Annotated in this window: 22 protein-coding genes; 7 read left to right on the top strand and 15 right to left on the bottom strand. The window is 72.7% G+C overall.

The window, feature by feature from the left end:
• The first annotated feature begins 1 nt into the window (after position 1).
• Positions 2-2,074: an alpha-galactosidase gene (locus ACGFIM_RS30615; protein WP_393207159.1), complete on the top strand. Its 2,073-nt coding sequence runs from the start codon at positions 2-4 to the stop codon at positions 2,072-2,074.
• An 85-nt stretch (positions 2,075-2,159) separates the two neighbouring features.
• Positions 2,160-3,113: an ACT domain-containing protein gene (locus ACGFIM_RS30610; RefSeq protein WP_393207156.1), complete on the top strand. Its 954-nt coding sequence runs from the start codon at positions 2,160-2,162 to the stop codon at positions 3,111-3,113.
• 20 nt (positions 3,114-3,133) lie between these two features.
• Here ACGFIM_RS30610 and ACGFIM_RS30605 read toward each other — a convergent pair whose 3' ends face one another.
• From ACGFIM_RS30605 to ACGFIM_RS30565, 9 genes are read right to left on the bottom strand one after another with little or no spacing between them, the layout of a single operon-like run.
• The gene (locus ACGFIM_RS30605) at positions 3,134-4,036 is read right to left on the bottom strand and encodes a dihydrodipicolinate synthase family protein (RefSeq protein WP_393207153.1); all 903 of its coding nucleotides are present in this window, start codon (positions 4,034-4,036) and stop codon (positions 3,134-3,136) included.
• Positions 4,033-5,373 (bottom strand): aminopeptidase P family protein, encoded by a 1,341-nt coding sequence (locus ACGFIM_RS30600; protein ID WP_393207150.1) that lies wholly within the window; start codon positions 5,371-5,373, stop codon positions 4,033-4,035. The genes ACGFIM_RS30605 and ACGFIM_RS30600 overlap by 4 nt, the downstream gene beginning before the upstream one ends.
• Positions 5,366-6,643 carry an alpha/beta fold hydrolase gene (locus ACGFIM_RS30595; protein WP_393207147.1) on the bottom strand — a complete coding sequence of 426 codons (1,278 nt, stop codon included), beginning with the start codon at positions 6,641-6,643 and terminating at the stop codon, positions 5,366-5,368. Before ACGFIM_RS30595 ends, ACGFIM_RS30600 begins: the two co-directional genes overlap by 8 nt.
• Positions 6,640-7,452, bottom strand: a complete 813-nt coding sequence (locus tag ACGFIM_RS30590) for an ATP-binding cassette domain-containing protein (RefSeq protein ID WP_393207144.1) — start codon at positions 7,450-7,452, stop codon at positions 6,640-6,642. The genes ACGFIM_RS30595 and ACGFIM_RS30590 overlap by 4 nt, the downstream gene beginning before the upstream one ends.
• On the bottom strand, positions 7,449-8,249 hold the full coding sequence (locus ACGFIM_RS30585) for an ABC transporter ATP-binding protein (protein ID WP_393207141.1): 801 nt from the start codon (positions 8,247-8,249) through the stop codon (positions 7,449-7,451). Before ACGFIM_RS30585 ends, ACGFIM_RS30590 begins: the two co-directional genes overlap by 4 nt.
• A complete protein-coding gene (locus ACGFIM_RS30580) occupies positions 8,246-9,244 on the bottom strand; it encodes an ABC transporter permease (RefSeq protein WP_393207138.1) in 999 nt (332 codons plus the stop codon). Before ACGFIM_RS30580 ends, ACGFIM_RS30585 begins: the two co-directional genes overlap by 4 nt.
• A complete protein-coding gene (locus ACGFIM_RS30575) occupies positions 9,241-10,179 on the bottom strand; it encodes an ABC transporter permease (RefSeq protein WP_393207135.1) in 939 nt (312 codons plus the stop codon). Before ACGFIM_RS30575 ends, ACGFIM_RS30580 begins: the two co-directional genes overlap by 4 nt.
• Positions 10,180-11,865, bottom strand: coding sequence for an ABC transporter substrate-binding protein (locus ACGFIM_RS30570; RefSeq protein WP_393207132.1), 1,686 nt, complete (start codon positions 11,863-11,865; stop codon positions 10,180-10,182).
• Positions 11,862-13,799: a glycoside hydrolase family 127 protein gene (locus tag ACGFIM_RS30565; protein ID WP_393207129.1), complete on the bottom strand. Its 1,938-nt coding sequence runs from the start codon at positions 13,797-13,799 to the stop codon at positions 11,862-11,864. The genes ACGFIM_RS30570 and ACGFIM_RS30565 overlap by 4 nt, the downstream gene beginning before the upstream one ends.
• 159 nt (positions 13,800-13,958) lie before the next feature.
• On the opposite strand from ACGFIM_RS30565, the gene ACGFIM_RS30560 reads away from it, so the two are divergent.
• Positions 13,959-14,576, top strand: a complete 618-nt coding sequence (locus tag ACGFIM_RS30560) for a DedA family protein (protein ID WP_393207126.1) — start codon at positions 13,959-13,961, stop codon at positions 14,574-14,576.
• Here the strand turns inward: ACGFIM_RS30560 and ACGFIM_RS30555 are convergent.
• The 3 genes from ACGFIM_RS30555 to ACGFIM_RS30545 form a co-directional block, all read right to left on the bottom strand.
• Positions 14,550-15,290: a GntR family transcriptional regulator gene (locus ACGFIM_RS30555; protein WP_393207123.1), complete on the bottom strand. Its 741-nt coding sequence runs from the start codon at positions 15,288-15,290 to the stop codon at positions 14,550-14,552. The genes ACGFIM_RS30560 and ACGFIM_RS30555 overlap by 27 nt on opposite strands.
• Positions 15,291-15,354: 64 nt before the next feature.
• The gene (locus ACGFIM_RS30550) at positions 15,355-16,053 is read right to left on the bottom strand and encodes an HAD family hydrolase (protein ID WP_393207120.1); all 699 of its coding nucleotides are present in this window, start codon (positions 16,051-16,053) and stop codon (positions 15,355-15,357) included.
• Positions 16,050-16,670 (bottom strand): hypothetical protein, encoded by a 621-nt coding sequence (locus tag ACGFIM_RS30545; RefSeq protein WP_393207117.1) that lies wholly within the window; start codon positions 16,668-16,670, stop codon positions 16,050-16,052. The genes ACGFIM_RS30550 and ACGFIM_RS30545 overlap by 4 nt, the downstream gene beginning before the upstream one ends.
• Positions 16,671-16,910: 240 nt before the next feature.
• Here ACGFIM_RS30545 and ACGFIM_RS30540 point away from each other — a divergent pair, with 240 nt between their 5' ends.
• Positions 16,911-17,747, top strand: coding sequence for a helix-turn-helix domain-containing protein (locus ACGFIM_RS30540; protein ID WP_393207114.1), 837 nt, complete (start codon positions 16,911-16,913; stop codon positions 17,745-17,747).
• Positions 17,748-17,762: 15 nt separating this feature from the next.
• Here ACGFIM_RS30540 and ACGFIM_RS30535 read toward each other — a convergent pair whose 3' ends face one another.
• Complete coding sequence (locus ACGFIM_RS30535) at positions 17,763-18,416, bottom strand: GntR family transcriptional regulator (RefSeq protein WP_393207111.1); 654 nt, start codon at positions 18,414-18,416, stop codon at positions 17,763-17,765.
• Between the two features lie 68 nt (positions 18,417-18,484).
• On the opposite strand from ACGFIM_RS30535, the gene ACGFIM_RS30530 reads away from it, so the two are divergent.
• The 3 genes from ACGFIM_RS30530 (at position 18,485) to ACGFIM_RS30520 (ending at position 20,928) form a co-directional block, all read left to right on the top strand.
• Positions 18,485-19,672 (top strand): CaiB/BaiF CoA transferase family protein, encoded by a 1,188-nt coding sequence (locus tag ACGFIM_RS30530; protein WP_393207108.1) that lies wholly within the window; start codon positions 18,485-18,487, stop codon positions 19,670-19,672.
• A complete protein-coding gene (locus ACGFIM_RS30525) occupies positions 19,669-20,514 on the top strand; it encodes an HpcH/HpaI aldolase/citrate lyase family protein (protein WP_393207105.1) in 846 nt (281 codons plus the stop codon). The genes ACGFIM_RS30530 and ACGFIM_RS30525 overlap by 4 nt, the downstream gene beginning before the upstream one ends.
• A 165-nt stretch (positions 20,515-20,679) precedes the next feature.
• On the top strand, positions 20,680-20,928 hold the full coding sequence (locus ACGFIM_RS30520; protein WP_393207102.1) for a hypothetical protein: 249 nt from the start codon (positions 20,680-20,682) through the stop codon (positions 20,926-20,928).
• Here the strand turns inward: ACGFIM_RS30520 and ACGFIM_RS30515 are convergent.
• Together ACGFIM_RS30515 and ACGFIM_RS30510 are read right to left on the bottom strand one after the other, a co-directional pair.
• The gene (locus tag ACGFIM_RS30515; protein WP_393207099.1) at positions 20,894-22,084 is read right to left on the bottom strand and encodes an FAD-dependent monooxygenase; all 1,191 of its coding nucleotides are present in this window, start codon (positions 22,082-22,084) and stop codon (positions 20,894-20,896) included. The genes ACGFIM_RS30520 and ACGFIM_RS30515 overlap by 35 nt on opposite strands.
• Before the next feature lie 132 nt (positions 22,085-22,216).
• A complete protein-coding gene (locus tag ACGFIM_RS30510) occupies positions 22,217-23,068 on the bottom strand; it encodes a class I SAM-dependent methyltransferase (RefSeq protein ID WP_393207096.1) in 852 nt (283 codons plus the stop codon).
• Positions 23,069-23,181: the final 113 nt, after the last annotated feature.

Below are 23,181 nucleotides of genomic sequence, written 5' to 3'. Positions count from 1 at the left end.
CTTGTCTTCCGTGATCCTCTCCGCGGCGGGTGCCGCACTGGTGCTCGACGCCTCCGGCCCCGGCCTGCCCCGGGTACGGCACTTCGGCGCGGACCCCGGAGCCGGCGGACAGGACCTGGCAGCGGTGCTGCCGCCGTCGCCGGGCGCACCCGCGCCGTCGCTGCTGCCCGCCCAGGCCGAGTCCTGGTACGGCAGGCCCGGCCTGTCCGGCGTGCGGGACGGCGAGCACTGGCCGGTGCGCTGGAACGTGGAGAACCTGGAGACCTCCGCCGAGCCGGGCGCGGGCGGCACGGTGACCGTCACGGCCGCCGACGAGCGCGCCGGGCTGCGGCTGGTGTGCGAGCTGGTCATGGAGGGCAGCGGCCTGGTACGGATGCGGCACGCGGTGACGAACACGGCCGCCACGCCGTACCGGCTGGCGGGGCTGGTGTGCACGCTGCCGGTGCCCGCCCGCGCTGCCGAGCTGCTGGACTTCACCGGCCGGTGGGCGCTGGAGAAGGTGCCGCAGCGCAGGGAGTTCACCCGCGGGGTGTGGTCGCGGGAGAACCGCAGGGGCCGCACCGGGCACGACGGCACCGGGCTGCTGATCGCCGGGACCGGCGGGTTCGGGTTCAGGAGCGGCGAGGTGTGGGCCGTGCACGCCGGCTGGAGCGGCGACCACCTGCACTACGCCGAGCGGCTGCCCGAGGGCGTGTCGCTGCTGGGGGCGGGCGAGCTGCTGGAGCCCGGCGAGGTCGTGCTGGCCCAGGACGACACCTACCGTACGCCGTGGGTGTTCTTCTCCTGGTCGGGCAGCGGCCTGGACGACGCCTCGCACCGCCTGCACGAGCACCTGCGCGCCCGCCCGCTGCCGGTGCGGCCGGTCACGCTGAACAACTGGGAGGCCACCTACTTCGACCACGGCCTCGACCGCCTGCTCGAGCTGGCCGAGCGGGCCGCCGCGGCCGGCATCGAGCGTTTCGTGCTGGACGACGGCTGGTTCCGGCACCGCCGCCACGACCGGGCCGGGCTCGGCGACTGGTACGTGGACGAGGGCGTCTGGCCGGACGGCCTGCACCCGCTCGCCGACCGGGTGCGCGAGCTGGGCATGCAGTTCGGCCTGTGGTTCGAGCCCGAGATGGTCAACCCCGACTCCGACCTCGCCCGCGAGCACCCCGACTGGATCCTCGCCAGGCCGGAGCGCATGCCGCCGCCCCAGCGCCACCAGCAGGTGCTCGACCTGGCCAGGCCCGAGGCGTGGGCGTATCTGCTGGAGCGGATCGACGCGCTGGTGCGCGAGTACAAGCTCGACTACATCAAGTGGGACCACAACCGCGACATCGCCGAGCCCGTGCACGACGGAGCGCCCGGCGTGCACGCGCAGACCCTCGCCACCTACCGGCTGCTGGACGAGCTGCGCGAGCGTCACCCCGGCCTGGAGATCGAGTCGTGCTCGTCCGGCGGCGCGCGCATCGACTACGGCATCCTGGCCCGCACCGACCGGGTGTGGACCTCCGACTGCAACGACGCGCTCGACCGGCAGTCCATCCAGCGCTGGACCGGGCTGCTGGTGCCGCCGGAGCGGATGGGCGCGCACGTCGGCGCGAACCGCGACCACAGCACCGGGCGGATGCTGCCGCTGGCGTTCCGGGCGGCGACCGCGCTGTTCGGGCACATGGGAGTGGAGTGGGACATTACCTCCGCCACCGCCGGGGAGCTGGAGGAGCTGGCCACCTGGATCGCGCTGCACAAGCGGCTGCGGCCGGTGCTGCACTCCGGCCGGGTCGTGCGGGCCGACCACCCCGACCCGACCGCGTTCCTGCACGGCGTGGTGCTGCCCGAGCGGGGCGTGTTCGCGTACGTGCAGCTCACCTCGCGGGTGGACGCCGGGCCCGCGCCGCTGCGGCTGCCCGGGCTCGACCCCGAGGCGACGTACGAGGTGCGCCTGGCCGGGCCCGTCCCCGAGCGGGCCGTGCTGCCCGAGTGGGCCGCCGGGCCGGTGCGGCTGCGCGGCTCCGTGCTCGGCGAGCTGGGGCTGCCCGCGCCCGCCATGCGTCCCGCCTCGGCGCTCGTCCTCGAGGTCGAGCGGGTCTGAAACCGCGGGCCGGTGAACCGGGTTTAATCCGGACGCAACGCGGACGCCGGTGGTCAGGTAACACGGGTGCCGCAGACTGTCGGTCATGGATGATGCACCCAAAGTGACGCAGGCCCGCCCCGAGCCCGCCACCGGCCGCCGGGCCGGGCTCGGGACCGGGCCGAGCGCCGTGCCGGCCGCCGGGCTCGGGGCGGGGGCGCGTGCCGTCCCCGCCGGCGGGCACAGGAGGGCCTGGTGGCGGGAGCTCGTCGAAATCGCCGCACTGTTCGTCGCGGTCGGACTGGCGCACCTGCTCGCCACCCTGCTCGGCCACAGCGAGCCGGGGCCGATCGTGCTCATCGGGCTGGGCGTGGCGCTGATCGCGGGATCGGCGCTGCACCGGTGGCTCGCCCATCACCGCCCGGTGGGACCCGTACGGCGGCGGGCACGGCGCCGAGGAGCGGAGGCGCCCGAGGCCCTGATGGCGGAGAGCGGGCGCGTCATGACGCTGTGGCGGATCCGGATGCTGGTGGTGGAGCGTCCGGGGCGGCTGGCCACGGTCGCGGGCGCGTTCGGGCGGCTCGGCTGCAACATCCTGGCCCTGCACATCGCGCCGACCGGCGGTGGCGCGATCACGCCCGCCGGGTGCGACGCGCTGGACGAGTTCGTCATCGAGGCGCCGCGCGGCCTCGCGCCCGCCGTGCTCGCCGGCGCCCTGGAGGAGGCGGGCGGGCATAACGTGGTGATCGTGCCCGCCAGGGTCACCGACCTGACCGATCCTGGCGTGCACGCGCTGGTGCTGGCGCAGCGCGTCAGCGACGATCCCGCGCGGCTGCCGGAGGCGCTGGGCGAGCTGCTGCGCGCCCCCGACGTGCAGTGGCGGCGGCCCGGCGACACCGTCGACGACGACGCCGACCCGGCCACCACGATGGTGGTCTCGGTGACCCCGGACAGGGCGCTGCTGGTGCGGCGGCCCGAGCTGCCGTTCACGCCGACCGAGGCGGCCCGCGCCTCGGCGCTCGCCGCGGCCGCCACGCACGCCCGCTACAGCGCCGGGTGACGGCCGCGGGCCGGCCCGGGTCAGCGGTAGCCCTTGGCGAGCACCTCGCGGGTCTGGCGGGTGATCTGGGCCTCCTGCTCGGCGGTGAGCGCGACGCGGGGCGGGCGGCAGGGCCCGCCCTTACGCCCCGCCAGGTCCATCGAGAGCTTGATCGACTGGACGAACTCCGTCTTGGAGTCCCACCGCAGCAGCGGGTGCAGGTCGCGGTAGATCGGCAGCGCCTTCTCGACGTCCCCGGCGACCGCGAGCCGGTAGAGCTCGACGGTGGCGCGGGGGATCATGTTGGGGTATCCGGCGATCCAGCCGACCGCGCCGGCGATGGCCAGCTCCAGCAGCACGTCGTCGGAGCCGATCAGCAGGTCGAGCCCGGGGGCCAGCTCGGCGATCCGGTACGCGCGCCGCACGTCCCCGCTGAACTCCTTGACCGCCACGATGAGCCCTTCATGGTGCAGCTCGGCCAGCAGCTCCGGCGTCAGGTCGACCTTGGTGTCGATGGGGTTGTTGTAGGCGACGATCGGCAGCCCGGCCTTGGCGACCTCGCGGTAGTGGGCGACGACGGCCCGCCGGTCGGCGCGGTAGGCGTTGGGCGGCAGCAGCAGCACGGAGGAGGCGCCGGCCTCGGCGGCCTGCTCGGCCCAGCGCCGCGACTCGGCCGCCCCGTAGGCGGCCACGCCCGGCATGACGTGGAAGCCGTCGGGCGCGGCCTCGACGGCGGTGCGGACGACGCGGGCCCGCTCGTCGGCGGTGAGCGTCTGGTACTCGCCGAGCGAGCCGTTGGGGCAGACGCCGTCGCAGCCGCCCTCGGCGAGGAAGCGGACGTGCTCGGCGTAGGCGTCGTAGTCGATGGTGAGGTCGTCGTGGAAGGGCAGCGCGGCGGCGACGTGCACGCCGTGCCAGACCGGAGCGTTCGCCTGGGCGGTCATGATGTCCTCTCTTTGGTCCAGCTCTCCAGGCCGCTCGCGGTGATGGGCAGCGCGGCCGACAGGTTCTCGGCGCCGCCGGCGGTCACCAGCAGGTCGTCCTCGATACGGACGCCGATGCCGCGCAGCTCGGGCGGGACGGTGGTGTCGTGGGCGTGGAAGTACAGGCCGGGCTCGACGGTGAGCACCATGCCGGGCGCCATGTCGGCGCCGTGGTAGGCCTCGGGCCGGGATCGAGCGCAGTCGTGCACGTCGAGGCCGAGGTGGTGGCCGATGCCGCAGACGAGGTAGCGGCGGTGGTGCTGGCCGTGTTCGGACAGGGCCTCGTCGACGGAGACGGGCAGCAGGCCCCAGTCGTGCAGGCCGCGCGCGATGACCTCCATGGCGGCGTGGTGGAAGGCGGTGAACGGCTTGCCGGGCCCGACCTCGGCGAGCCCGGCCCGGTGCGCCCGCTCGACGAGGTCGTGCACCTGCCGCTGGGCGGGGGTGAAGCCGCCGGATGCGGGGATGGTGCGGGTGACGTCGGCGGTGTAGTGGGAGCGGGTCTCGACGCCCATGTCGAGCAGCAGCAGCTCGCCCGGCAGGACGGGGCCGTCGCAGCGCACCCAGTGCAGGGTGGGGGCGTGCGGGCCGCTGCCGACGATGGAGGCGTAGCCGGGGCCGTTGCCGTAGGTGCGGGCGTAGCGGTCGAAGGTGCCCTGCAGCCAGCGCTCGCCGCCGGCGCGCATGGCGGCCGGCACCTCGGCGGCGACGGCGGCGAAGCCCTCGACGGTGCGGTCCACGGCCTCGCGGAGCTGGGCGATCTCCCAGTCGTCCTTGATCATGCGGAGTTCGGCGAGCACCTGCCGCAGCTGCTCGTCGTCGGCGGTGAGCGCGCCGCCGGGTGTGCCGGGGTAGTCGGGCAGCGGCAGCACCGTCACGCCGAGCGCGGCCGACCACTCGGCGAGCGAGGGGGAGGGGCCGACCCACAGCTCGCCGTAGGCGGCGTCGGCGTAGAAGCCGGTCTCGCCGGGGCGGGCGGGCGGCGGCAGGTAGAGGGTGGCCTCGCCGTCGCGGACGACGGCGATCGCGTTCTCGGCGGCGCAGCCGGTCAGCCAGTAGAAGTCGCTGTCGACGCGGAAGTCGTAGGCGGTGTCGTTGGAGCGGATGGGGGCGCGGCCGGCGGCCACCACGACGGTGCGGCCGGGCAGCGCGGCGGCCAGGCGGGCGCGATGGGCGGCGGCCGCCTCCGCGGCCCCCGGCACCAGGTCGGGGGCGCGGGCGGGAGACTCCCACCCCTGGGCGATGTACTCGGCGAACGCGGGGACCTCCGACAGCCGAGGCAGCCTGCGGTCACTCATCGGCGATTCCTCCTCCCATCTGGCGGACGAGCTCGGTGAGGCGGGCGAAGACGCGTTCGTCGGCGATGCCGTCGTGCTCGTACTCGTTGGTGACCCAGGCCTGGGTGTTGCCGACCCGGGCGGCGGTCTGCAGCTGCAGGCCGGAGTCGACGTACATGTCGTCGAAGTAGACGGCGGCGGCGACGGGCACCTCGTTGGCGGCCAGCCGGTCGAGGTCGTACAGGGGCGGCCAGTCGTCGCGGGCGGCGAGCAGCTCGACGGCGCCGCGGAAGGGCCGCAGGTTGCGGATCTCCTCGAACATCCAGGGGTAGATCATCTCGCCGGTGAACAGCAGCGGCCGTGCGTCCTCGGCGAAGGCGGGGTGGCGCTCGCGCTCGCGCTGCGCGGCCCAGGCGGTGGCGCCGGGGCCCGAGCCGTAGATGCTCTCCTGCAGGGCGGCGAACAGCGGGTTGTCGGCGTAGGAGGAGCGGGCGAGCACCTGCTGCAGGAACGTCTCGGGCAGCCCGTCGGACTCGTCGAGCAGCCAGTGCATGCGCTCGTAGCCGGGTTTCATGCCGAAGTCGATGCCGAGCGACTGCAGCCGCCGCACGGTGAGGACGTCGCCGTCGGGCAGCAGCACGTCGCCTTCGGCGAGCCGGTCGGCCAGGCGGGCGGTGGTCTCGACGTGGTGGGGGTAGCGGCGGTAGAACTCGGCGTTCTTGGCGGCCACCCGCGGATAGGTGCGGCGGTAGACCTCGGCGGCGTCGGGGTCGAGCGAGGGCAGGCCGCCCGCGACGTAGCAGGCGCTCAGGCCCTCGGGCGCGCGCGAGAGGTAGGTGAGAGTGAGGAAGCCGCCGTAGCTCTGGCCGAGCGTGGACCAGCGGCGGCCGCCGAAGACGGTCGTGCGCAGGTGCTCGGCGTCGGCCACGATCGAGTCGGCGCGGAAGTGCGCGAGGTAGGCGGCGCCCTGCTCGGCGGTGAGCGTGCTCATCAGCCGGCCGTCGACGCGGGAGCTGCGGCCGGTGCCGCGCTGGTCGAGCAGGATCACCCGGTACGTCCGCAGCGCGTGCCCGAGCCAGCCGGACGTGCCGACCGGCCGGGGCGCCTTGCCGCCCGGACCGCCCTGGAGGAAGAGCAGGCAGGGCAGCTCCTCGCGGTCGCGGGCCGGGTCCACCAGCTCGCGGGCGAACACCTCGATCGCCGGCCCGTCCGGGTCGGACCAGTCGAGCGGGACGCGTTCGACGTGGTCGCGCACCCGCATGCCGGGGATGGTGTAGGTGGCGGTGATCAACTGTTCTCCCTCCTGCGGCGGTCCCACTCGGGGTTGATGCGGGGGATGGCCGCCAGCAGCGTGCGGGTGTACTCGTCCTGGGGGTCGCCGAAGACCTGCTCGGTGCTGCCGAGCTCGACGATGCGGCCCTTGCTCATGACGGCGACGCGCTGGGCGATCTGGCGCACGACGGCGAGGTCGTGGGCGATGAACACGTAGCTGAAGCCGCTCTCGCGCTGCAGCCGCCGCAGCAGCTCGATGATCTGCGCCTGGACCGAGACGTCCAGCGCGGAGACGGCCTCGTCGCAGATCACCAGCTTGGGGTTGACGGCCAGGGCACGGGCGATGCCGATGCGCTGGGCCTGGCCGCCGGAGAACTGGGCGGGGTAGCGCAGCGAGTGGTCGGGGTTGAGCCCGACGCGTTCCATGAGCTCCTTGGCGTAGGCGCGCCGGCCGCCCTTGGGGGTGCGGCCCTGGTAGATGAGGGGCGCGTTGATGATGCGTTCGACGGTGTGGCGGGGGTTGAGCGAGGAGAACGGGTCCTGGAAGACGACCTGGACGTTGCCGCGGAAGCGGGTCAGCGCCTCGCCCTTGGCGTGGGTGACGTCCTCGCCGTCGAACTCCAGGGTGCCGGAGGTCGGGTCCATCAGCTTGGCGATCATGCGGGCGGTGGTGGACTTGCCGCTGCCCGACTCGCCGACCACGGCGAGCGTCTCGCCGAGCCGTACGTCGAAGCCGACCCGGTCCACGGCGGTGAACTCGGTCTTGGCGCCGAGCGGGCCGCGGGTGACGAACCTCTTGGTGAGGTCCTTGGCGCGCAGCAGCGTCATGGGGCCACCTCGTCGTCGATGCGGGGGATGCTCTCCAGCAGCATGCGGGTGTAGGCGTGGCGGGGCTCGGCGAAGATCTGCTCGGCGGTGCCGTACTCGACCTGCTCGCCGCGGCGCATCACCAGCACGCGGGTCGCGATCGAGCTGATCACGGCCAGGTCGTGGGTGATGAACACCATGCCGGTGCCGCTCTGGCTGCGCAGGTCGGCCAGCAGGCGCAGGATCTGGGCCTGCACGGTGACGTCCAGGGCGGTGGTGGGCTCGTCGGCGATGAGCAGCTTGGGCCGGCACACCAGCGCCATGGCGATCATGATGCGCTGCCGCTGGCCGCCGGAGAACTGGTGCGGGTAGTGGCCGGCACGCCGCTCGGGGTCGGGCAGGCCGACCTGGGCGAGCGCCTCGACGGCGACCTTGCGCGCCGCCTTGCGCGACCGGTCGCGGTGCGCGCGGTACATCTCCTCGATCTGCAGCCCGACCGTGTAGTACGGGTTGAGCGACGACAGCGGGTCCTGGAAGATCATCGACATCTGGTCGCCGCGCAGCCTGCGCAGCTCGCGCTCGGGGCGGCCGAGCAGCTCGACGCCGTCCAGCCGGATGCTGCCGCTGGTCCTGGCGCCCTTGGGCAGCAGGCCCATGACGGCCAGGCTGGTCATCGACTTGCCGGAGCCCGACTCGCCGACGATGCCGACGGTCTCGTCCCTGCCGACGGTGAAGGAGACGTTCCTGACCACGTCCACGGGGCCGCGCGTGGTGGGGAACGTGACGGTGAGGTCTTCCACCTCCAGCAGCTCGCTCATGGCGACGTGATCCTCACTCTCGGGTCGAGCCGGGTGTAGACGAGGTCCACCACGACGTTGCCGACCACCACGAAGAACGCCGCCAGCAGGGTGACCGCCATGATGACGGGCTGGTCGTTCTTGGCGATGGAGTCGGCGGCCATCTTGCCGACGCCGTTCAGCCCGAACACGGTCTCGGTGATGAGCGCGCCGCCCAGCAGGCCGGCGAAGTCCATCCCGAAGATCGTGGCGATCGGGGTGAGCGCCGGGCGCAGGGCGTGCCTGCGCATGGTCAGCAGCGGCGGCAGGCCCTTGCTCCTTGCGGTGCGCATGAAGTTCTCGGCCAGGGTGTCGATGACGTTGGCGCGGGTGAGCCGGGCGTACAGGCAGGCGTAGCCGGTGGCCAGCACGATCCACGGCATCAGGTACGACTGGAACCACGTCAGCGGGTCGTCGGAGAACGCCACCGCCTGCGGAAACGGCAGCACCTGGAGCCGGACGACGAGCACGTACTGCAGGGCGAGCGCCAGCACGTAGTTGGGGATGCTGGAGCCGCCGAGCGCCAGGCCCATCGCGGTGCGGTCGATCCAGGTGCCCTCCTTGACGGCGCTGAGCAGGCCGGCGGCGATGCCGACGAGCAGCCACAGCACGGCGGCGCCGATGGCGACGGTGGCGCTGACCGGCAGCCGCTCCACCACCATCTCCATGACGGACTGGTTGGTCTGGAAGCTGTAGCCGAGGCAGGGCGCGGGGCAGTGGACGAGGTTGGCGCCCTCGCCGTAGTCGCGCCCGGCGAAGATGCCGGCGAGGAAGCCGAAGAACTGGGTGAGGAACGGCCGGTCGAGGCCGAGCACGCCGCGGATCTGGTCGATGCGTTCCGGCGTGCAGGTCTTGCCGCAGATCATCACGGCCGGGTCGGGCTGCAGGGTGAAGAACAGCACGAACGTGAACAGGCACACCAGGAACAGGATGACCACGACGCCGGCCAGCCGGCCGGCCACGTAACGGGCCATCATGCGGCCTCCCCCGCGTCGTAGGCGGCTCTGATCCGGTCGCCGAGCACGGTCAGCGACAGCACGGTGAGGAACAGGAAGCCGCCGGGGATGACGAAGTACATCGGGTCGACGGCGTACCAGCCGACCGAGCTGGAGATCATCTGGCCCCACGACGGGGTGGGCGGGGTGACGCCGACGCCGAGGAACGACAGCCCGGCCTCGGTGCCGACGTACCCGGGCACGGCCAGGGTGGTCATGACGATGAGGGAGCTGCGCAGGTTGGGCAGGATCTCCTTGAACACCAGCGCCCCCGTGGAGGCGCCCGAGGCCCGTGCGGCCTCCACGAACTCCCGGTTGACCAGCGTCAGCGTCTGCCCGCGCACCACCCGCGCCAGGTACGGCCAGCCGAACACGCTGATCACCACGACCAGCAGCACCGGCCGGTTGCCCTGGGGCAGTGCCGACAGGATGGCGATCATGAAGATGAGCGCGGGGAAGGCCATGAGGAAGTCCATGACCCGGCAGATCACCTGGTCCACCCAGCCCTGGTAGAACCCGGCCAGCATGCCGAGCACGACGCCGAGCAGCGTGGTCAGTGCGGTGGCCGAGGCGGCGATGATGAGCGAGACGCGGGCGCCGTAGGCGATGCGGGCGAGGATGTCGCGGCCGTTCTGCGGTTCGACGCCCAGCGGGTGATCGGCGCTGATGCCGCCGAGCGCACCGTACGGGACGCCGCCCAGGTCGGTGTCGACCGCGGCGGTGTCGAAGTCGTTGGGGCCGTGGCCGGTGATCGCGGTGATGAGCGGGGCGCAGACCGCCATCAGCACGATCAGCGCGAGGTAGGCGCCGCTGAGCACGGCGCCCCGATCGCGCAGCAGCACGCGCAGGACGCGCCGGCCCGAGGTGGCGGGCGCGCCGCCCGCCACCTGCTGCTCTGGATGCGCTGCGACCGTCATCTACTTCGTCGGGTCCTTGAGGCCGACGGAGACGAGGTCGACGCCGCCGGAGTAGGAGTTGTGCTGGTAGGCGCCGGCGATGTTGGCGCCGTTGACGAGGATGAGCTTCTCGTAGGCCAGCGGCACGACCGGGGCCAGCTCCATGATCTGCTTGTCCAGTTCGCCGTAGGCGGCGTTGGCCTCATCGACGTCGGTCATCGCGGCGATCTCGTCGATCCTGGCGTTGACGGCCTTGTCGTTGATCTGGGCGATGTTGGCGTTGCCCTTGGCGGTGATGTTGCGGCCGTCGAACAGCGGCGGCAGGAACGTCGCGCCGGACGCCCAGTCGGGGCACCAGCCGGTGACGGCCATGTCGTTCTGCTTGGCGGGGGTGCCGATGACCTCGTAGAAGGTGGACGCGTCGATGTTGTTGATCTTGACGTCGATGCCGATCTTCTTCAGCGACTCCTGCACGGCGACCGAGACGGCGGCCATCTTCGGCTGCGCCCTGGTGTCGAGGGTGAGCGAGAAGCCGCCGGACAGGCCGGCCTCGGCCAGCAGCTGCTTGGCCTTCTCCACGTCGTACGGGTAGGGGTCGTAGTCCACGCGGCCCGCGACGGTGGGCGGCTGGATGGAGGTGCCCTTCTCGGCCAGCGTGGAGCCGCCCAGGGCGGCGACGATGGTGTCCTTGTCGATGGCGTGGTTGATGGCCTGCCGGACGCGCACGTCCTTCAGGTACTTCTTGGTGGTGTTCAGCCCCATGTAGGTGGTGCAGCCGTTGAGGCCGGACAGCGTGCGCGCCTTGATCTGCGGAGCCTGCACGCGGGCCACGGTGGCCGCCTGGATGCTGGGGCCGATCGCGTCGGCGTCGGTCCCCTGCCCGGCGAGCATGCGCTCGTCGATGGTGGCCGGGTCCAGGCCGAAGGTCCACTCGAAGCCGTCCGGCCTGGCCGAGCGCACGGTGTCGGTCTCTGGCTTCCAGTGCGGGTTGCGCTCCAGCTTCAGCGAGACGTTGCGCTGGTAGGAGGCCACCTTGTACGGCCCGCTCGCGATGGGCTCGCTGTCGAAGGCGGCGCCCGCGCCGGTGCCCTTGGGGAAGGGCGTGAAGTTGGGCAGCGCCAGCGCGCTGGGGAAGTCGGCGTACGGCTTCTTGAGGTGGATGACGACGGTCTTGTCGTCGGGGGTCTCGATCGTGTCGAGGTCGCCGGACAGGTAGGGGCCCTTGTAGTCCTTGGGGGCGTCCAGCAGCAGCCGGCCGTACGGGGAGCCGATGCCGGCCTCGGGGTCGAAGGCGCGGGAGAAGCCGAACTTGACGGCCTCGCTGGTGATGGGGGTGCCGTCCTCGAAGAAGATGTCGTCCTTGAGGGTGAAGGTCCAGGTCTTGGCGTCGTCGGACGGGGTGCCGGTGTCGGTGGCGAGATCGGGGACGATCTTCGTGCCCTCCTCGCCGGGCCCGGCGCCGAACGTGGTCAGGCCCCGGTAGATGAGCCGGTAGAAGTTGTTGACGCCGCCGTCGAAGCCGCGCGCCGGGTCCAGGTGGGAGAAGTCCGCGTTGGCCAGTACGTGCACGATGCCGCCCTTGGCGGGGCTGGCGGAGGTGCCGGTCGCGCCCGTGCCGCCGGGGCTCTGGGCCGCTCCGCCGCCGCATGCCGACAGTGCCAGCACGACGGTCATCGTGGCGCTGGCGAGCGCCGCCGGTCGTCTCATGTCGCCTTCTTTCCGTTGGTCGTGTTCGGGGTCCTGACCCAGACCCGCATGGCCGCGGGGCCGCGGTTGCCCCACAGGAAGTAGGGGACGAAGGTCACCGGAACCTGCGTCCGGGGCTGAGGAGTCTCGGTGGCCGGCAGCTCGGGGTAGAGCTCGGGCGGGGGCGGGGGAGCGGTGCGCGCGGTGACGTTCAGCACGACCGCGCCGGGTGCGAGCTCGTCGCGCCGCTCGACGCCGGCCTCGAGGGCCTCCGGCACGCCGACCAGCAGGTCGTCCACGGCGGCCTGCGGGCTGTCGTGCTGCTCGACGCAGTAGACGATCGGGCCGCGGGCCAGCGCGATCGCGCCCCTGGTGGCGTCGAGGTACGGGTGCGAGCCGTGCGCCCTGACCGGCATCGGCAGGGTGAGCCGTACCTCGTCGCCCGCCGACCAGGCGCGCTCGATCGTGAGCCAGCCGCCGTCCGGCGCGCCGCTCCACGCCTCGCCGTTGACGGTGGCGGTCGCGCCGCGGGCCCAGCCGGGCACGCGCAGCGCCACGGCGTACGGTCCTGCGGGGGCGCGGCGGACGGTGATCCGCACGTCGCCGTCCCACGGGTAGCCGGTCTCCATGTCCAGGTCGAGTGCGGCCGTCTCGACGCGGGCGGTGGCGTACTGGGCGATGAGCAGCGCGCCGTCGCGTTCGGCCGCCACGTAGTCGGCGAGCTGCGCCATCCAGCGCACGATGTTGGGCGGGCAGCACGGGCAGCCGAACCAGGCGCGGCGCAGCGGCTCGCCGCCCGCTTCGGCGCCGCTGCGCTGGGCGTGGTCGGGGCGGCGCTGCAGCGGGTTGTCGTAGAAGAACGCGCGGCCGTCGGCGGACAGGCCGACCGCGTAGGCGTTGTAGAGCACCCGCTCGAACACGTCCAGGTACCCTGCGCCGCCGCTGGCGAGGAACATGCGCCAGGCCCACTGCATGAGCGCGATGGCGGCGCAGGTCTCGGCGTAGGCGCGCTCGGACGGCAGCTCGTAGCGGTCGCCGATGGCCTCGTCGGAGTGGCGGCTGCCGAGCCCGCCGGTGATGTAGAGCTTGGTGGCGACCATGTCGTCCCACAGCCGCGTGAGCGCCTGCTCCAGCGTGGGGTCGCCGGTCTCCAGCAGCACGTCCGCCGCTCCGGCCGCCAGGTACGCCATCCGCACCGCGTGACCGGTCACCGACGGCAGCTCGCGGAAGGGCACGTGGTCCTGGAAGTAGTCGCCGGGGAAGATGCTGTGCGTGAGCTGCCCGGAGCCGCGCCGGTCGATGAACGCGGCGGCCAGGTCGAGGTAGGCGCGCTCGCCGGTCTCGCGGTAGAGCTCGACCAGCGCCATCTCCACCTCGGGATGCCCGTCCAGGCCGCTGTCCGCGAAGCGCTCGGTCACCAGGTCGGCGAAGCGGCGGGCGATGCGCAGCAGCCGGTCGTCGCCCATGCGGCGGCTCGCGGCCACGGCGGCCTGGATGAGGTGGCCCAGCGTGTACAGCTCGTGGCCCCAGGCCGGGTCCTCCCACGGCTTCTTGGCGGCGGCCGGGTCCTGGAAGAACGAGTTGAGGTAGCCGTCGGCGGCCTGCACGCGTTCCAGCAGGGAGACGACCTCGTCGTAGAAGCCGCGCACCCCGTCTTCCGCGGTGCCGTCGCCGAGGTCGTAGGCGAGCCCCTCCAGGGTCTTGTAGAGGTCGGTGTCCAGGAAGGGGTAGCGGCCCCGGTACGGCGGAGGGTCCGGCTCCAGGAGGCGGCTCAGGTTGGTCACGTTGCCCGCCGCGCGGAGCTGCTCGATGGTGTGCGGGATCGTGGCCGTGCTGTTGCGGACCCGGAAGTGGTGCAGCAGACCGCCGGTGATCCGCACTCCCGGGAGCGGGCGTACGGCCCCAGAGGCCGTGCACACGGCGCCGGCTCGTGGCGTGACCTGCTCAGACGTCATGAACCATCCAAGTAATGTGTGGCATTGCACTGCACCCTAGAAGTCGGGATGGTTCCTTGCCAAGGGGCACGGGCCTACAGAAACGAACGTAATGACCCCGGAACCTCCGGTTAATACGGACGGTTCGAGCAGCGTCCAGACGGCGCTAGGGTTTTCGAGATGCACATCGATGACTGGCTGCAGGCGATCCCCGCCGGCTGGCTGTACGCCACCGTCGCCCTCGTCATCGGCCTGGAGAGCCTCGGCATCCCGCTGCCCGGCGAGATCGTCCTCGTCAGCAGCGCCATCCTGGCCGCCAAGGGCGTTGTGCACCCGGCCTGGGTCGCCGCCTGTGCCGGCACGGGCGCCATCATCGGCGACTCGGCCGGATACGCCATCGGCCGCAAGGGCGGCGCCGCCCTGTTCGCCCGGCTCGGCCGCCGCTTCCCCCGCCATTTCGGGCCCCGCCACATCAGCAGGGCCGAGCACTACTTCACCCGCTTCGGCATGTGGGCGGTCTTCTTCGGCCGGTTCGTGGCGCTGCTGCGCATCCTGGCCGGACCGCTCGCGGGGGCGCTGCGCATGCCGTACTGGCGCTTCGCCGTCGCCAACGTGCTCGGCGGCATCGTGTGGGCGGCCGGCACCACCGCGGTCATCTACTACCTCGGGCTGGTCGCCGAGAAATGGCTCAAGGGCTTTTCCTGGGCAGGGCTCGGCGCGGCCGTCGTCATCGGCGTGTGCACCACGCTCTACCTGCGCCGCCGCGCGGCCTCAGCGTTCGATGAGGGTGACCTCTAGCGAGTAGTGGGAGGCGCGGTAGACGTGCGAGCCGTGCTCGACCGCCCGGCCCTGGTCGTCGTAGGTGGTGCGGACCATCGTCAGCAGCGGCGCGCCCCTGCGCTCCTGCAGCAGCCTGGCCTCGGCCTGCCCGGCGGCCCGCGCGCCGATGCGCTGGTTGGCCACCCGCATGCGCACGCCCGCGCCGCGCAGCAGCTCGTACAGGCCGCGGCTCTCCAGGTCGGCCGCGGTGAGCTGGGCCAGGCCCAGCGGCAGCCAGTTGTGCAGCACCGCCAGCGGCTCGCCGGCCGCGAAGCGGAGCCGCTCCAGATAGAGGATCTGCGAGCCGGGCTCCACGCCGAGGATGGCGGCGATGTCCTCCTCCACCGGGCGCGGCTCCAGCACCAGCACCTGCGTGGCCGGCTCCTGGCCCGCCCTGCGCAGGTCGTCGTAGAGGCTGGTCAGCTCGACCGAGCGCTTGACCTGGCCGTGCACCACCTGCGTGCCGACGCCGCGCTTGCGCACCAGCAGGCCCTTGTCCACCAGATATTGGATGGCCTGCCGGATGGTGGGCCGCGACAGGCCGAGCTTGTCGGCCAGCAGGATCTCGTTGTCCAGCCGCGAGCCCGGGGGCAGGTCGCCACGCCGGATCGCCTCGGCGATCTGCTCGGCCACCTGGAAGTACAGCGGCACGGGGCTTGACCGGTCGAGGTCGATGGCCAGGTTGGCGGTCATGCTGATCAGCTTAACCCAGGTCAGAATGTCCTGACAAATGTGTCAACCTGTCGTGGCGCCCCGGTCAGGACCGCAGCAACGGCGCCAGCCCGGCCAGCGAGGTGATCCTGGGGAACCCCTCAGGGCCGCCGCCGGCGTCCAGCCGGTCGAGCCAGACCGAGCGCATGCCCGTCGCGGCCGGGCCCGTCACGTCCTTGACGACGTCGTCGCCGACCAGCAGCACCTCCTGCGGCGCCAGCCCCAGCGCCGCCGCGGCCCGCGTGTACGCCTCCGGATCCGGCTTGAAGCGGCCCGCCAGCACCTCGCCGGTCAGCACGGGACCGACCTTGCCCTCCAGCCCGATCGCGCGGACCTTCGCCTCCTGTGCGCGCTGCCCGCCGTTGGTCAGCACGCCGAGTGCGAACCCGGCCAGCTCCGCCACCGCGTCCGCCGCGTCGGGAAAGGCCCGGCAGGAACGCCGGTAGCGGACGAGGAACTCCCCGTAGGCGGCGTCGAGATCGCCGGGGGCGGGCACGTCCAGCTCGGCACAGAGCGCCGAGAGCCGCAGCCGCCGCTGCTCGCCGACGGTGCAGCGGCCCGCGCGCCACATCGCCAGGTACGGCTCCTCCAGCGCCGCCCACAACGCCGGCACCTCCGCCAGCCGCGGATGCCCGGGGAAACGCCCGGCCGCCCAGGAGGCGATGGCCGCGTCGGCCGCGCCGCGATGGTCCAGCAGCGTCCCGTCCAGATCGAACAGCACGCCCTTGATCGCCGGGCCGGTCATGCGGCGGCGCTCGCGGCGATCCTGGCCGCCGTCTCGCGCGGCGGATAACCCAGCGTCAGGCCGCGCACCGACAGCGCCGCCCGCGCGAAGAGCTCCTCGGCCGGCTCCGACAGCACGTACGACAGCGCCGGCGACAGCGCGCGATGCTCCTCCAGCGCCGCCGCCTCCCGGTCGGCCAGCTCCTTCGGCAGCGCCTCGCGGTAGTCGGCGATCAGCGCGTCGAGGTCGAACAGCTGCCCGTAGCGCTCGGAGGTGCCCGCCACCACGCGCACCACGTCGCCCTCGGCCCGCGCCTGGTAGACGAGGTTCGTGCCGCCGCTCTTGGCGAACCAGCGCAGCGCCTCCTCCACCGGCAGCGTGAACGCGCCGTACGGCTTGCGCCCGTACAGCAGGGCCTCGGCGATCCACCGGTCGCACCACAGCTCGTCGCGGTAGGGCGCGGGCGCGCCGGGATCGACCGCCATGCCCTGGGCCAGCACCGGGTTCCAGGGCGACACCATGGGGCTGGAGAAGCGCGGCATGCGGGGCCCGCACCAGCGGCTCAGCGCGTAGCCGTACCAGACGGTCACCACCTCCATCTGGCGCCTGGGCAGCGGCCGCTCGTAGGTGCCGTTCATGATCTGGCCGTCGTCGGGGTGGCGCCACGGGCCCGGCGGGAGGTCCGTCTCAGTGGGGACCGGGGGAGTCCGGTAGTCGGGTTGGAGTGTCCAGGCGTCCGCCAACAGTCCCTGCCTTTCGGATCGGCGTATGCATTCGGGGTCGGGCCACTAGAGTGGCCATCGTGCATCACCCGTCACCCTGTTGCAATAGACCAGGTGTAAACGCTGATATTTGTCATCGGTGGTTGTGACAGACGTATGCAGCTGAGCGTTGTGGCGGCCCGTCTCTCCGCGTTGCGCGTCGAGGCCGGGCTGTCGATGAAGTCCGCCGCCGACGCCGCCGGTCTCAACACCTCCACCATCTTCCGCATCGAGCACGGGCTGGTCGCGCCCCGCGAGGCCACCGTGCGCACGCTGCTGGAGCTGTACGGCGAGGGCGAGCACGCCTCCCGCGTGCTGGCGCTGCTGCGCGAGGAGCGCGCGCCCGGCTGGTACGACGCCCCCGGCGTGCCGCTGCGGCTGTCGGCGTTCCTGGAGCTGGAGGACCGGGCGCAGATCATCTACACCTACTGCCCCCACCAGATCCCGGCCCTGCTGCAGACCCCCGCCTACGCCCTGTCGGCCGCGCTGGCCGGGCTGCTGCCCGGCGCCACCTACGAGAAGGCCGCCGCCTGGGCCGGGATGATCGCCACCCGGCAGCGGCTGCTCGACCGGGAGCGCGGGCCGCGCCTGTGGGCGGTCATCGACCGTACGGCGCTGCTCGACCCGCCGCTCAGCCGGCCCGAGGACCGCCGCGCGCAGCTCGACGCGCTCACCGCGGCCACCAAGCAGCAGCACATCGCGCTGCAGGTGGCCCGGCCGGTCGCCGAGAGCGGCTACCTCTACCAGGGGCCGCCGTTCACGCTGCTGCGCTTCGCCGAGCCGGACCGGCCGGATGCGCTGGTGCTGCACCTGCTGCACGCGCCGGTCGTCGTCGAGGACCGGCGCCGGGTCGAGGAGCACCAGCAGGCGTTCGCCCGGCTGTCGCTGTCGGCGCTGCCGGTCGACGCGACCGCCGACGTGCTCGACGAGATCAGGAACTCCCTGCCCGGCTGATTCCGAGGCCGTCCGTCAGTGGCGCCGGCGGTAGGCGCCGGCGGCCTGGACGTGGTCGATCATGATGCGTTCGGCCGTCTCGCCGTCGCCGGACTCCAGCGCCGCCAAAATGCCCTCGTGCGCGTCGAGCTGCGCCCGCACCTGCGTCTCGTCCAGCCACAGCGACGCCTCGGCGGGCACGGGGAAGCTATTGCGCACCGACCTGGCGTGCCCGCCGAGGAACGCGGGCCCGCCGATGTCCACGATGCGCAGGTGGAAGCGGCGGCTCTGCTCGCCGAGCCGGTCGTTCCTGCCCTCGGCGGCGTCGCGTTCCATCGCGGCGTGCAGCTCGCGCAGCTCGGCCAGCTCGCCGGCGGTGATCCTGGCCGCCGCCAGCCGCGCGCCCAGCCCCTCGACGACCGCGCGCAGCCCGTAGTACTCGGCCAGCGCCTCGTCGCCCAGGTCCACCACGGTCGCGCCGTGGTGCGGCTCGTAGCTGATCAGCCGGTCCTTCTCCAGCCTGCGCAGCGCCTCGCGCACCGGCGTGACCGACACCCCGAGCCGCTTGGCCACCTCGGCGGCCCTGACCGCGGTCCCTCCGGGGATCCGCGCCGAACGGATCTCCTCCAGCAGGACGGTGTAGACGTAGTCGGCCTTGCTCATCGGCGGCCGCGGCTCGGTGTCTGACATATCCCTAAGTGTCTCGCAACATGACCATATGGTTGACCTATGACTTATTTCTTATAAGTTACATACCCATGATGAGCCTCGACGACCTGCGGGTCATCGACGCGGCGACCCTGTTCGCCGGTCCCTCCGCCGCCATGATGCTCGGCGACTTCGGCGCCGACGTGATCAAGATCGAGCACCCGAAGCGGGGCGACCCCTCGCGCGGGCACGGCGCCTCGGTCGACGGCGTGGGTCTGTGGTGGAAGACCCTGTCGCGCAACAAGCGCACCGCCGCCGTCGACCTGTCGCGCCCCGAGGGCCAGGAGATCCTGCGCCGCCTCGTGGAACGCTCCGACGTCCTGATCGAGAACTTCCGTCCCGGCACGCTCGAACGCTGGAACCTCGCGCCCGACGACCTGCTCGCGCTCAACCCCCGGCTCATCGTCGCCAGGATGACCGGGTTCGGGCAGTTCGGTCCCATGGCCAAGCGGCCGGGCTTCGGCACGCTCGCCGAGGCCATGAGCGGCTTCGCCGCCATGACGGGACAGCCCGACGGGCCGCCCACCCTGCCGCCGCTCGCCCTGGCCGACGGCATCGCCGGCCTGGCCATGTCGTACGCGATCATGGTCGCGCTGCACGCCCGCGAGCGCACCGGGCGCGGCCAGGTCATCGACATGGCCATCATCGAGCCGATCCTGGGGCTGCTCGGGCCGCAGATGACCGCGTACAAGGCGCTCGGGATCGTGCCGAAGCGCACCGGCAACCGCTCAAGCAGCAACGCCCCGCGCAACACCTACCGCACCCGCGACGGCCGCTGGCTGGCCATCTCCACCAGCGCCCAGCCCATCGCCGAGCGCGTGATGACCCTCGTCGGCCGGCCCGACCTGGTCGAGCAGCCCTGGTTCGCCACCGGGCACGGCCGGGTGCAGCACGTGGACGAGCTGGACGAGGCCGTCGCCTCCTGGATCGCCGAGCGCGACGCCGACGAGGTCATCGCCGCCTTCGAGGAGGTGCAGGCCGCCGTCGCCCCCATCTACGACGTCAGGGACATCGCCGAGGACCCCCAGTACGCCGCGCTCGGCACGTTCGTCGAGGTGCCGGACGAGGAGCTGGGCTCGCTCACCATGCAGAACGTGCTGTTCCGCCTGTCGGACACCCCCGGCGAGATCCGCTGGCCGGGCCGCCCGCTCGGCCACGACACCGACGAGGTGCTCGGCGATCTCGACTATCCGCAGGACCGCATCGCGCGGCTGCGCGAGGACGGGGTGATCGCGTGAGCGCCCCCGAACGCCCGCCGGTGACCTGGCTGTACGTCCCGGGCGACCGGCCCGAGCGGTTCGGCAAGGCCGTCGCCTCCGGCGCGGACGTCGTCATCATCGACCTGGAGGACGCGGTCGCCCCGGCCCGCAAGGACGAGGCCAGGGAGAACGCCGTCGCCTACCTGCGCGAAAGGCCCGACGGCGGCGTGCTGCACGTGCGGGTCAACGACCCCGCCACCGCGCGCGGCCGCGACGACCTGGCCGCCGTCGCCGATCTGGCCGACGCCGTGCGGCTGCCGAAGGTCGAGTCCACCGCCGTGCTCGACGCGCTGACCGGCGCGCCCGCGTACGCGCTGCTCGAATCCGCGGCCGGCATCGTCAACGCCCACGAGATCGCCGCGCACCCGCGCGTGGCCGGCGTGGCGCTCGGCGAGCAGGACCTCGCCAACGAGCTCGGCATCGCCGACGAGCAGGCGATGAACCACCTGCGGCTGCAGGTCGTGCTCGCCGCCGCCGCGGCCGGGCTGCCCCCGGTGCCGATGTCGGTCTACCCGGACGTCAAGGACGAGGCGGGCCTGCTCGCCTCCTGCCGGGCCGGACGGGCGATCGGCCTGTTCGGCAGGACCGCCATCCACCCGCGCCAGATCCCCGCGATCCGGCGGGCCTTCCGCCCCGGAGAGGAGGAGACGGCCAGGGCCGCCGAGATCGTCGCCGCGGCCGAGCGGGCCGAGCAGGCCGGGCTCGGCGCGGTCGCGCTGCCCGACGGCCGCTTCGTGGACGCCCCCGTCGTCGCCAGGGCCCGCCGCACGCTCGCGCTCGCCCGCCATCTCGCCGAGCCTCCCGCGCAGACCGGCACCTGAACCCCGGGCGCCACACACCCCACCGGCCCTGGGACCTCACGCCATCGAAAGCGCCGCATGGACGCTCATCGCCTGCTCGCCGTCGTCGCCGTCTCTCGTGCTCGTGCCCCGCATGGACGGCGGCGGCCTGGGTAGTCGTGCCGCCGAACATCGCGGGGGGAAAGCATGAAGACGCAGCTGCGGAGCGACAAGCGCGGCATGGACCGGGCCGTCAGGCTGGCGAGGACGGCCGCATCGCCCAAGCCCGGCATGGGCCGGCGGATCACGAAGCGGGTCACGAAAGCCGTGACCCGCCCCAAGACGGTCCTGGTCGGCTCGGCGCTGCTGGCGGCGTTCCTCGCCGGCCGGGCCACGCGCCGCCCCCGCAGGCCGGGTCACCTCATTCCGATATCGGGCGGCGCCCGCCGGGGATGAGCCTGGCGGCCAGCAGCGACAGGTTCTGCGCCGACCGGCCCAGGAAGTAGTACAGGCGCGGCGGCAGCAGCGGCAGCAGCCGCGAGTGCCGCTCGTTCAGCAGCGCGACCATCTGCTTCGGCGGCAGGTCGATGTAGCGGGGCACGTTCTCGTACCAGCGGGAGCTGTTGCGCGCCGCCCGCTGCGAGACCCGGATGGCCGCGCGGCGCTCGCGCTCGTAGCGGGCCAGCGCGCGCTCCAGATCGGGCTCGGCGTGCAGCGCGTCCACCAGGTACGCGGCGTCGCCCAGCGCCAGCGCGGTGCCCGCGCCGATGGAGTAGTGCGTGGTGTGCGCGGCGTCGCCGAGCAGCACCACGTTGCCGCGGTACCACCTGCGGTTGGTCAGCGTGCGGAAGTTCAGCCAGCGCGCGCTGCCGCCGCCCTCGCTGCGGGTGAGCAGCGGATGGCCGTCCAGCACCTCGGCGAACAGCTTCTCCAGCTTGGCCAGCCCGTCGGCCTCGCTCGCCGTGTCCAGCTCCAGGCCCCGCCAGGTCTCCGGCGCGCACTCGACGATGAACGTGCTGTGGCCCGGGTCGTAACCGTAGCCGTAGCCCCAGATCCAGCCGTGCGGCGTCTCGGTGAAGGCGAAGGTGAACGCGTCGAGCGCCTTGGTGGTGCCGAGCCACATGTACATGTTGCGGCCGACCGACACCTCGGTGCCGTAGTGTCCGGAGTCCCGCTCGCGCAGCACGCTGTTGATCCCGTCGGCGGCCACCACCAGGTCGGCGTCCGGGAACTCCGTCTCGGCGGTGATCTCGCGCTCGTACTCGATGCGCACCCCGAGCTCCGTGGCCCGTGCGGCGAGGATGTCGAGCATGCGCCGGCGCCCGACCCCGAACCCCTCGTCGCCGTGCTCGACGACGACCGTGGCGCGGTCCTGCACGTGCACGACCCAGCTGTCCCACCGCACCGACGACTCGCCGATGGCGCGCGCGGACTCGGGATCGACCTCGTGCAGGTAGTCGAACAGCTCCTCCCAGTACGTCACCCCCCATCCGTAGGTGGCGCCGGCCGGGTAACGCTCGTAGACGGTGATCTCGTGGGAGGGGTCCACCCGCTTCATCAGGATGGAGAAATACAGGCTGGCGGGTCCGCCGCCGACGCAGGCGACCTTCACAACGAGCTCCTCACCATACGAAACGTCACCATTCAGGTGCAGAGCGTAGCAACGGGAAAGCGGCGCGACCGGACGCCGCGCCGCTCACCAGGCCGAACGCGTACCTTTTCTGGACCTTCCGCCCTTCGCGGGTCAGGCGGTCACTCTGGCGTGCACGAGGCGGCACACGTCCGACGGGCGCAGCGCGTCGCCGCGCTGCCAGAGCGCCGGATCGACGCAGTCCGCCTGCCGCACGTGCTCCGTCACCTCCAGGCCGTGCCGCTTGAGCAGGGCCGTCAGGTCGTCCGGGGCGAAGAACGACAGCCACGGCTCGCCGCGCTCCGCGGCCGCGCCGGCCGCCTGCTCGGCGTACGCGGCGCCCCGCCCGTCGCGCAGCCCGGGCGGCAGGGCGTACTCCATGACCAGCTCGCTGCCCGCCGGCAGGCGGCCGAGCACGCCGAGGGTGGCCGCGACGGCCTCCTCGGTGAGATACATGGTCACGCCGAGCCAGCTCACGAACGCGGGCTCGCCGTCGCCCGGCCCGGCCGCGCGCAGCGCCCGCGGCAGGTCGCCGGTCTCGAAGTCGAGCGGCGCGAACGCCGGCCCCTGCGGCTGATCGAGGCCCGCCGCGGCCATCAGCTCGCGCTTCCACCGCTGGGTGTCCGGGTGGTCCACCTCGATCACCCGGACCTCCGGTCGCGCCCGCCAGGCGTAGGTGTCGAGGCCCGCGCCCAGCAGCACGTGGTGGCGTACGCCCGCCTCGGCCGCCTTCGCCGCGCGCCGCTCGGTGTAGGCGCTGCGGGTGGTCACCTGGGCGCGGGTGCCGGCCAGGATGGGATGCTCGCCGAAGCGGCGGTGGTAGCCGATCGGCTCGTCGGCCGCGCCGCCGAGCAGCCGGGCGGCCAGGGTGTCGCGGAAAAGGAACGGCTCGGCGTCCACGATGAGATGGGCGGCGCGGGCGGCGGCGGCCATGAGCGCGGTCTGGCTTGGTTGCGCGTCTCGCATGTAGGGTGCGTTCCTTTCGGGAATTGTTCGGGAACGCTGATGTTAAGCGCGCAATTCACCATTGCAAAACCATCATAGCAGCCTAAAATAAAATGCCGATTGTATGCTTATTG

Source organism: Nonomuraea sp. NPDC049309 (assembly GCF_043196965.1).
In the GTDB taxonomy this organism is placed as follows: Bacteria; Actinomycetota; Actinomycetes; order Streptosporangiales; family Streptosporangiaceae; genus Nonomuraea; species Nonomuraea fastidiosa.
Note: the sequence above shows the minus strand (reverse complement) of the source record. Positions and strands in the feature narration are given on the sequence as shown.

Coding starts and splice junctions, on each gene's coding strand:
- ACGFIM_RS30610 (WP_393207156.1), top strand. CDS start 2,160: ATGGATGATGCACCCAAAGTGACGCAGGCCCGCCCCGAGCCCGCCACC.
- ACGFIM_RS30605 (WP_393207153.1), bottom strand. CDS start 4,036: ATGACCGCCCAGGCGAACGCTCCGGTCTGGCACGGCGTGCACGTCGCC.
- ACGFIM_RS30600 (WP_393207150.1), bottom strand. CDS start 5,373: ATGAGTGACCGCAGGCTGCCTCGGCTGTCGGAGGTCCCCGCGTTCGCC.
- ACGFIM_RS30590 (WP_393207144.1), bottom strand. CDS start 7,452: ATGACGCTGCTGCGCGCCAAGGACCTCACCAAGAGGTTCGTCACCCGC.
- ACGFIM_RS30585 (WP_393207141.1), bottom strand. CDS start 8,249: ATGAGCGAGCTGCTGGAGGTGGAAGACCTCACCGTCACGTTCCCCACC.
- ACGFIM_RS30580 (WP_393207138.1), bottom strand. CDS start 9,244: ATGATGGCCCGTTACGTGGCCGGCCGGCTGGCCGGCGTCGTGGTCATC.
- ACGFIM_RS30575 (WP_393207135.1), bottom strand. CDS start 10,179: ATGACGGTCGCAGCGCATCCAGAGCAGCAGGTGGCGGGCGGCGCGCCC.
- ACGFIM_RS30570 (WP_393207132.1), bottom strand. CDS start 11,865: ATGAGACGACCGGCGGCGCTCGCCAGCGCCACGATGACCGTCGTGCTG.
- ACGFIM_RS30565 (WP_393207129.1), bottom strand. CDS start 13,799: ATGACGTCTGAGCAGGTCACGCCACGAGCCGGCGCCGTGTGCACGGCC.
- ACGFIM_RS30560 (WP_393207126.1), top strand. CDS start 13,959: ATGCACATCGATGACTGGCTGCAGGCGATCCCCGCCGGCTGGCTGTAC.
- ACGFIM_RS30555 (WP_393207123.1), bottom strand. CDS start 15,290: ATGACCGCCAACCTGGCCATCGACCTCGACCGGTCAAGCCCCGTGCCG.
- ACGFIM_RS30550 (WP_393207120.1), bottom strand. CDS start 16,053: ATGACCGGCCCGGCGATCAAGGGCGTGCTGTTCGATCTGGACGGGACG.
- ACGFIM_RS30545 (WP_393207117.1), bottom strand. CDS start 16,670: ATGAACGGCACCTACGAGCGGCCGCTGCCCAGGCGCCAGATGGAGGTG.
- ACGFIM_RS30540 (WP_393207114.1), top strand. CDS start 16,911: ATGCAGCTGAGCGTTGTGGCGGCCCGTCTCTCCGCGTTGCGCGTCGAG.
- ACGFIM_RS30535 (WP_393207111.1), bottom strand. CDS start 18,416: ATGTCAGACACCGAGCCGCGGCCGCCGATGAGCAAGGCCGACTACGTC.
- ACGFIM_RS30530 (WP_393207108.1), top strand. CDS start 18,485: ATGATGAGCCTCGACGACCTGCGGGTCATCGACGCGGCGACCCTGTTC.
- ACGFIM_RS30520 (WP_393207102.1), top strand. CDS start 20,680: ATGAAGACGCAGCTGCGGAGCGACAAGCGCGGCATGGACCGGGCCGTC.
- ACGFIM_RS30510 (WP_393207096.1), bottom strand. CDS start 23,068: ATGCGAGACGCGCAACCAAGCCAGACCGCGCTCATGGCCGCCGCCGCC.